Below are 7,201 nucleotides of genomic sequence, written 5' to 3' on the forward strand. Positions count from 1 at the left end.
ACGTGGTCGGCGGGATCAGCCGGACCGTGGAACGGGACGGCTGGCGGTTCGACATCGGCGGGCACCGGTTCTTCACCAAGGTCTCGCGGGTGGCCGACTTCTGGCACGAGATCCTGCCGGACGAGGACTTCCTGCGCCGGCCGCGGATGAGCCGGATCTACTACCGGGGCGCCCTCTACGACTACCCGCTGAGGGCCGGCAACGCGCTGCGCAACCTCGGCCTGCTGGAGGCGTCGCGCTGCGTCGGCTCGTACGCGCGAGCCCGGCTGCGGCCGCCACGGGACCAGTCCCACTTCGAGGGCTGGGTCGCCGCCCGGTTCGGCTGGCGGCTCTACTCGATCTTCTTCAAGACGTACACCGAGAAGGTCTGGGGGATGCCGGCCGACCGGTTGCAGGCGGACTGGGCGGCCCAGCGGATCAAGAACCTCTCGCTGCTCACCGCCGTACGCAACGCGCTGCTGCCCGGACGCGACCGCACGGACGTGACCAGCCTGATCGAGGAGTTCCAGTACCCGAAGCACGGCCCCGGGATGATGTGGGAACGCTGCGCCGAGGAGGTGGAGAAGCGGGGCGGCACGGTCCGGACGGACAGCTGGGTGACGGTGGTGCACCGGGACCCGGCGGACCGCCGGGCGATCGGCGTGACCGTGGTGGACGCGGACGGGGAGCGGACCGAGCCGGCCGACCACGTGGTCTCCTCGATGCCGATCTCCGCGCTGGTGCACGCCATGCGGCCGGCGGCGCCGGCCGAGGTCCGGGCCGCCGCCGACGACCTGCGATACCGGGACTTCCTGACCGTGGCGTTGGTGGTGCCGGCGGAGTTCTCCTTCCCGGACAACTGGATCTACGTGCACGACCCGGCGGCGAAGGTCGGCCGGATCCAGAACTTCGGCTCCTGGTCGCCGTACCTGGTCAAGGACGGGCGGACCTGCCTGGGGCTGGAGTACTTCGTCTTCGAGGACGACGAGATGTGGCGTACCCCGGACGCCGAGCTGGTCGCCTTCGCCACCGCGGAGCTGGAGCGGCTCGGGCTGGTCCGGCCCGGCTGCGTGGAGAACGGGTACGTGGTCCGCATGCCGAAGGCCTACCCGGTGTACGACGAGCGCTACCAGCACAACGTCGACGTGATCCGGGGCTGGCTGGCCCGGGAGGTGCCGAACGTGCACCCGGTGGGCCGCAACGGCATGCACCGCTACAACAACCAGGACCACTCGATGCTCACCGCCATGCTGGCCGCCGAGAACATCGCCCACGGCGCCGACCACGACGTCTGGGCGGTGAACGTGGAGCAGGACTACCACGAGCAGAAGTCGCCGTCCCGGCACGGGACCGGACGGGACGCGCCGATCCTCCCGGCCGGCCGGTAAGGGTCGCGGCGTGAGGGTGGTCATAACGGCTGGACTCCGGGGGCGGGGCTGCTGCTAGCCTTCTCGGCAGGTCATGAGCGCCAGCGCCAAGCCCCGGCTCGCTGGCCGGCAACCCTCCTCCGCGGTGGGGTGCCCCGGGTGAGGACCAGGCACCGGCAGCCGCCGGTGCAAGCGTGGCCTGGTACCCAGGTCAGCAACGACCAGGGGGAACCATGTCTGCTCACTTCCGCACCCCGCCCGTCGACGGCGTCGCCTACCCGGCCCGCTTCGCGCTGGTCAAGCGGCGGCACGTCGACCTGATGCGGGTGTGCAGCGACGCCTGTCGTCGCGCCGGCGCGCGCTGAGCGCCACTCCCCGCCTCCCTCGTTTCATCCTGCACGGCTCCGTCGGTCCGGCGGTGCCGTCGTCGGCGCGCGCCCGCGCCGCGATCCACTCTGGAGAGAAAAGTGCGCATCCGTTCCACCCTGACCCGCGTCGCCACGCTCGGCGTCGCCGCCGTACTCGCCGCCACCGCAGTCACCGCCTGCGGCGACAACGGCTCCACCAGCGAGGCCGCCAACCCGTACGGGCTGCTCCAGCCCGGCGTGCTCCGGGCCGGCACCCTCACCGACGCCCCGCCGAACGTGTACCTGAAGGACGGCAAGTTCACCGGCTTCGACAACGACCTGCTCACCGCGGTCGCCGGCAAGGTGGGGCTGAAGGTGGAGTTCGTCGGCACCGACTTCTCCGCCCTGCTCTCCCAGGTCAACAACCACAAGTTCGACGTGGGCAGCTCGTCCATCACCATCACCGAGGCCCGGAAGAAGACCGTCGACTTCGGCAACGGCTACGACTTCGGCTACTTCGGGCTGGACGTGCCGGCCGGCTCGTCGATCACGAGCTTCGACCAGCTCGCCGGCAAGCGGGTGGTGGTCGTGCAGGGCACCGTGCAGGACGACTACGCCACCAAGCAGAACCTGAACCCGGTCCGGGTGCCCGACTACAACGGCGCGATCAACCAGCTCAAGGCCGGCACCGCCGACGCCTGGATCGCCCCGGCCGAGATCGGCGACAAGTCCGCCGCGGACAGCAACGGCAAGATCACGGTGGCCGCCAAGCAGCTCAGCCCGGCCCCGACCGCGTACGCGGTGGCCAAGGGGAACGACAAGCTGCGCGAGGCGCTGGACAAGGGCCTCGACGAGGTGATCGCCGACGGCACCTGGAGCCGGCTCCAGGCCCAGTACTACCCCGGCCGGCCGATCCCGGCCGACTTCAAGCCGGGCAGCGGCACGGTCGCGGTGCCGTCGGCGTCGGCCGCTTCCTGACGGAACGTACGAGCGACGAGCGGGGCGGTAGGAGGAACGTCTGATGGATCCGTTGCGCACCCTGTGGGAGACCTTCTTCGACTGGGACGCCATGCGCGAGGCGCTGCCCGAGATGCTCACCGTCGGGCTGCCCAACACGCTGATCCTGGCGGTCTCCGCCGCCCTGCTCGGCTCGGTGCTGGGCATGCTGCTGGCCGTCGCGGGCATCTCGCGTACCCGATGGTTGCGGTGGCCGGCCCGGGTCTACACCGACGTGTTCCGCGGCCTGCCGGCGGCGGCGACCATCCTGCTCATCGGCGTGGGCCTGGCGCCGTTGGGCATGCAGGTGTGGGGTCCCAACCCCTACCCGCTCGGCGTGCTGGCGCTGTCGCTGATCGCCGCCGCGTACATCGGGGAGATCTTCCGCTCCGGCATCCAGAGCGTGGAGGCCGCCCAACTGGAGGGGGCCCGCGCCCTCGGCTTCTCCTGGGGCGAGGCGATGCGGCTGGTCATCATCCCCCAGGGCGTACGCCGGGTGCTGCCCGCCTGGGTGAACCAGCTGATCGCGCTGATCAAGGACTCCAGCCTGGTCTACTTCCTCGGCCTGGTGGCCAGCCAGCGGGAACTGTTCCGGATCGGCCAGGACTACGCGGCCACCACCGGCAACGAGTCGGCGCTGCTGCTGGCCGGCCTGTGCTACCTGGCCCTGACCGTGCCGCTGACCCACGCGGTCAACTGGATCGACCGGCGGCTGCGCCAGGGCCGGGCGGTCGCCGCCCCCGACCCCGACCTCGACGTCGATCTCGTGCCCGCCGGCCCGACCGGGAAGGATCCGCGATGACCACCACCACCACCGCCACCTCGGTCAGCCTGGCCGTCCGGGACGTGCACCTGGCCTTCGGCGCCCACCGGGTGCTGCGCGGCGCCGGCCTCGCGGTGGCCCGGGGCGCCACCGCCTGCGTGATCGGGCCGTCCGGTTCCGGCAAGTCGACCCTGCTGCGCACCATCAACCGGCTCATCGAGCCGGACCGCGGCGACGTGCTGCTGGACGGGCGCAGCGTGCTGGGCGACGACCCGGACGCGCTGCGCCAGCGGATCGGCATGGTGTTCCAGCAGTTCAACCTCTTCCCGCACATGAGCGTGCTGCGCAACATCACCCTCGCCCTGCGGAAGCTGAAGAAGCTGCCCGAGGACGAGGCGGCGCAGCTCGCCCGGGAGCAGCTCGACCTGGTCGGGCTGGCCGCCAAGGCCGACGCCCGGCCGGCCCAGCTGTCCGGCGGGCAGCAGCAGCGGGTGGCGATCGCCCGCGCGCTGGCCCTGCGGCCGCAGGTGATGCTCTTCGACGAGGCCACCTCGGCGCTCGACCCCGAGTTGGTCAAGGGCGTGCTCGGGGTGATGGCCGACCTCTCCGCCGCCGGCATGACCATGGTGGTGGTGACCCACGAGATGGGCTTCGCCCGCGAGGTCGCCGACACGGTGGCCTTCATGGACGCCGGCGTGGTCCTCGAGGCCGGCGAACCGGCCGCCGTCTTCGAGTCGCCGGAGCATCCCCGGCTGCGGCGATTCCTGTCCCAGGTGCTCTGACCCCGAGCACCCGGCCCCGCTGCCCCGTCCTCCGGTAGCGGGGCCGGGTGGCCCGGTCGGAGCCCGCCCAGAGCCAGAAGATCATCAGCGCCAGCCCGAGGGAACCGCCGGTGGCCAGCGCCCACCCTGGCACCTGCTCGGGCGCGGACGGGGGCGCCGCGCAGCCGGACGGCGTGTAGTCGACCGTGATCCGCTCGTGCCGGGCCGGCAGCTGGCCGTCCGGGAAGTCCGTCCGCGCGATCCCGCAGATCACCGGGCCTTCCGTGGACTCCACCCGCAGCAACACGCCCGTCGCCCGTCCCGCCCCGTCCCGCTGGACCTGCAGCACCTGCGCCGGGGCGAGCACGCCGGCTGGCGCCGGCGGTGCGGGCTCCCCGGCGGGGAGGAACCCCACGATCGCCATCACGGCGCACGGCAGCAGGAAGGCGATCGGCACCGCCGGGTAGGTCCGCGGGACACCGTAGCGGTGCAACGACATGCGCCGACGGTAGCGGTGGTGATCAAGACGGGCTACCCGCCGTCGCAACGCTCGGAGAGGGCGTAGCGGGTGAGCACCACGTCGCCGATCTGGCGTACCTCGACGACCCGGGCGCGGCGGCCCGGGTGCCAGGGGTAGCGCCCGTCGCCGACGAAGCGGGGAGCCCGGCAGTCTCCGACGAAGAACGGCGCGACCACCAGGTGCAGCTCGTCGGCGAGGCCGGCGGTGAGGAACTGGCCGTGCAGGCTCCCCCCACCCTCCACCATCAGCCGGCGTACGCCCCGGGCCGCCAGGTCGTCGACCACCGCCTCCGGGGTGACCGGCTCACCGGCGTCGACCACGGTCGCCGCGTCGCCCACCTGCTCGCGGGTCTTGTCCACCGCGCCGCTCGGGCAGTAGACCAGCTTCACCCCGTCGCCGAAGGTGAAGAACCGGGCGGTCGGGTCGAGATCGCCGCTGCCGGTGACGGTGACCTTCACCGGGGACGGGGGCAGGCCGCGCGCCACCCGCTCGGCCCGCCGCCGCGCGGAGCGCACCAGCAGCCGGGGGTCGTCCCGGCGTACGGTGGCGGCGCCGACCAGGATCGCGTCGCAGGCGGCCCGGACCTCGTCGACGCGGTCCAGGTCGGAGTCGTTGGACAGCAGCAGCCGGTCGGCGGACGCGTCGTCGATGTAGCCGTCGATCGACATCGCGCAGCTGAGCAGCACGTACGGCCGGGTGCTCACGGCACGAACGGCAGGTCGAGGGCGTGGTCGGCTCGTGCCACCTTGGCCGCGAGGTAGCCGGCGTTCGCCGGGTACAGGTGCACTCCGGTGGCCACCCGGTCGACCACCGTCAGGCCCAGCCGGTCGAGCTGGTCGGCCTTGTCCGGGTTGTTGCTGAGCAGGGCCAGCCGGGTCACGCCCAGCGCGGCCAGCATCTGCGCGGCCACCGTGTAGTCCCGCTCGTCGGCGCCCCGGCCCAGCGCCACGTTCGCCTCGTACGTGTCCAGGCCCCCGTCCTGCAGCGCGTACGCGTCGAGCTTGGCGTACAGGCCGATGCCCCGGCCCTCCTGGCGCAGGTAGAGCAGGTATCCCCCGGCCTCGGCGATCCGCTCGACTGCCTCCCGCAGTTGCGGCCCGCAGTCGCAGCGCTGGCTGCCGAAGACGTCCCCGGTGAGGCACTCGCTGTGCGGCCGGACCAGCGGCGGGGGCAGGTCGGCGCCCGGCCGGTCCGCAGCTACCCGGTCACCGAGCCCGAACGCGAGGTGCTCCCGGCCGTCCACCAGGCCGTGAAAGGAGTGGACCCGGGCCGTGGTGACGTACCCGTCGGGGAACCGCAACGGGACTGTGACCTGGGTCCGGACCGTGGCGGCGGGCAGCGTTTCGTCCATCCTTCTCCTCCGTCCGGGGCTGCCGGACGGGCCGGCAACGCACACCTCGCACCCTCACCGTAGGCCGGATCACCGACAGTTGCCGGGCAGCCGGAAAGCCGGCCGGCGCCACCGCAGGACCGCCGCGCCGGGCAGGCTGGCCACCAGCACCAACGCCCCGTACACGGTGGCGGCGGCGACGCCCTGGGCGGCGGTGAGGCCGGCCGCGGCGAACGCCCAGGCGGCGACCCCCTCGCGCGGGCCGAAGCCGGCCACGTTCGCCGGCAGCCCCATGGCGAGCAGGGCCAGCAGGGTCAGCGGCAGCAGCCGGGCCAGCGGCGCGTCGGCGCCCGCGGTGCGCGCCGCGACCACGAAGGTGGCCAGGTGGCCGGCGACCACCACGGCGGAGGCCGCCAGCACGCCCGGCCAGGTGCGGCGGGCGAGCAGCCCGGCCCGGACGTCCGCCACCGCGGTCCGGGCGGCCCGGGCCCAGCGGGAGGCCCCGGAGCGCGGCGCCGCCCGGACGGCCAGCGCCAGCCCGGCCGCGACCACCAGCGACACGGCCACCACTGCCGGCAGGTACGGCCGGACCGGCGAGGGCAGCGCCGCCAGCACCACCACCGCGATGACCAACTGGACCACCTGGCCGGCGGCCCGTTCCCAGACCACGGCCCGGACCCCCCGGGCCACGTCCCCGGCGTCCCGGCCGTGGCTGACGGCCCGGTGCACGTCGCCGAGCACCCCGCCAGGGAGGGTGGAGTTGAGGAACACCGCCCGGTAGCAGCGCGCGACGGCGGCGCCCAGCGGCAGCCGTACGCCCAGCCCGCCGGCGACGAGGGACCAGCGCCAGGCGCAGCAGACGGTGGTGAGCGCGCCGATGCCGAGCGCGGCGGCGACCGCCGGCGGGTCGATCATCCGCAGCCCGGCGAGGAACGGACCGCTGCCCACCCACCAGAGCAGGACGGCGAGGACGCCCAGCCCGCCCAGGGTGCGTACCCACGCCCAGGGCGACCGGGCCGGCCCACCGGCGGCCGACACCTCCGCCGACGCGACCGGGGCGACGCGGGTGGCGGGCGCCGGCGGGGCGACGAGCGCGGGGGCGGGGGGGGGCCCGGCGGGGGGCGGTGGCGCGGAGGGC

9 protein-coding genes and 1 riboswitch are annotated in these 7,201 nt (G+C 73.8%); of the genes, 5 read left to right on the forward strand and 4 right to left on the reverse strand.

Going from position 1 to position 7,201, the window contains the following annotated elements; all coding sequences use genetic code 11:
* The 5 genes from ONA70_RS33375 to ONA70_RS33395 all read left to right on the forward strand — a co-directional run.
* Positions 1-1,367 (forward strand): NAD(P)/FAD-dependent oxidoreductase (locus ONA70_RS33375; RefSeq protein ID WP_265010467.1); only part of this gene is annotated, 1,367 nt, incomplete at its 5' end.
* Positions 1,368-1,436: 69 nt separating this feature from the next.
* Positions 1,437-1,547, forward strand: a riboswitch (SAM riboswitch).
* A 32-nt stretch (positions 1,548-1,579) separates the two neighbouring features.
* On the forward strand, positions 1,580-1,711 hold the full coding sequence (locus tag ONA70_RS33380; protein WP_265010468.1) for a hypothetical protein: 132 nt from the start codon (positions 1,580-1,582) through the stop codon (positions 1,709-1,711).
* A 102-nt stretch (positions 1,712-1,813) separates the two neighbouring features.
* The gene (locus ONA70_RS33385; RefSeq protein ID WP_265010469.1) at positions 1,814-2,671 is read left to right on the forward strand and encodes an ABC transporter substrate-binding protein; all 858 of its coding nucleotides are present in this window, start codon (positions 1,814-1,816) and stop codon (positions 2,669-2,671) included.
* A 43-nt stretch (positions 2,672-2,714) separates the two neighbouring features.
* A complete protein-coding gene (locus ONA70_RS33390; protein WP_265010470.1) occupies positions 2,715-3,491 on the forward strand; it encodes an amino acid ABC transporter permease in 777 nt (258 codons plus the stop codon).
* On the forward strand, positions 3,488-4,234 hold the full coding sequence (locus tag ONA70_RS33395) for an amino acid ABC transporter ATP-binding protein (RefSeq protein WP_265010471.1): 747 nt from the start codon (positions 3,488-3,490) through the stop codon (positions 4,232-4,234). Before ONA70_RS33390 ends, ONA70_RS33395 begins: the two co-directional genes overlap by 4 nt.
* Here ONA70_RS33395 and ONA70_RS33400 read toward each other — a convergent pair.
* The 4 genes from ONA70_RS33400 to ONA70_RS33415 all read right to left on the reverse strand — a co-directional run bounded on the left by ONA70_RS33400 (position 4,134) and on the right by ONA70_RS33415 (position 7,101).
* The gene (locus tag ONA70_RS33400) at positions 4,134-4,712 is read right to left on the reverse strand and encodes a hypothetical protein (protein ID WP_265010472.1); all 579 of its coding nucleotides are present in this window, start codon (positions 4,710-4,712) and stop codon (positions 4,134-4,136) included. The genes ONA70_RS33395 and ONA70_RS33400 overlap by 101 nt on opposite strands.
* A gap of 32 nt (positions 4,713-4,744) precedes the next feature.
* Complete coding sequence (locus ONA70_RS33405) at positions 4,745-5,437, reverse strand: RibD family protein (RefSeq protein WP_265010473.1); 693 nt, start codon at positions 5,435-5,437, stop codon at positions 4,745-4,747.
* On the reverse strand, positions 5,434-6,084 hold the full coding sequence (locus ONA70_RS33410) for a GTP cyclohydrolase II (protein ID WP_265010474.1): 651 nt from the start codon (positions 6,082-6,084) through the stop codon (positions 5,434-5,436). The genes ONA70_RS33405 and ONA70_RS33410 overlap by 4 nt, the downstream gene beginning before the upstream one ends.
* A 69-nt stretch (positions 6,085-6,153) precedes the next feature.
* On the reverse strand, positions 6,154-7,101 hold the full coding sequence (locus ONA70_RS33415; protein ID WP_265010475.1) for a flippase-like domain-containing protein: 948 nt from the start codon (positions 7,099-7,101) through the stop codon (positions 6,154-6,156).
* Positions 7,102-7,201 lie beyond the last annotated feature (100 nt).

The sequence above is a fragment of the Micromonospora yasonensis genome, from assembly GCF_026013475.1.
GTDB classification, from domain to species: domain Bacteria; phylum Actinomycetota; class Actinomycetes; order Mycobacteriales; family Micromonosporaceae; genus Micromonospora; species Micromonospora yasonensis.

What these genes read in the sequence shown, in the direction of transcription:
- ONA70_RS33400 (WP_265010472.1), bottom strand. Translation starts at nt 4,712, where the DNA reads ATGTCGTTGCACCGCTACGGTGTCCCGCGGACCTACCCGGCGGTGCCG.
- ONA70_RS33395 (WP_265010471.1), top strand. Translation starts at nt 3,488, where the DNA reads ATGACCACCACCACCACCGCCACCTCGGTCAGCCTGGCCGTCCGGGAC.
- ONA70_RS33390 (WP_265010470.1), top strand. Translation starts at nt 2,715, where the DNA reads ATGGATCCGTTGCGCACCCTGTGGGAGACCTTCTTCGACTGGGACGCC.
- ONA70_RS33380 (WP_265010468.1), top strand. Translation starts at nt 1,580, where the DNA reads ATGTCTGCTCACTTCCGCACCCCGCCCGTCGACGGCGTCGCCTACCCG.
- ONA70_RS33410 (WP_265010474.1), bottom strand. Translation starts at nt 6,084, where the DNA reads ATGGACGAAACGCTGCCCGCCGCCACGGTCCGGACCCAGGTCACAGTC.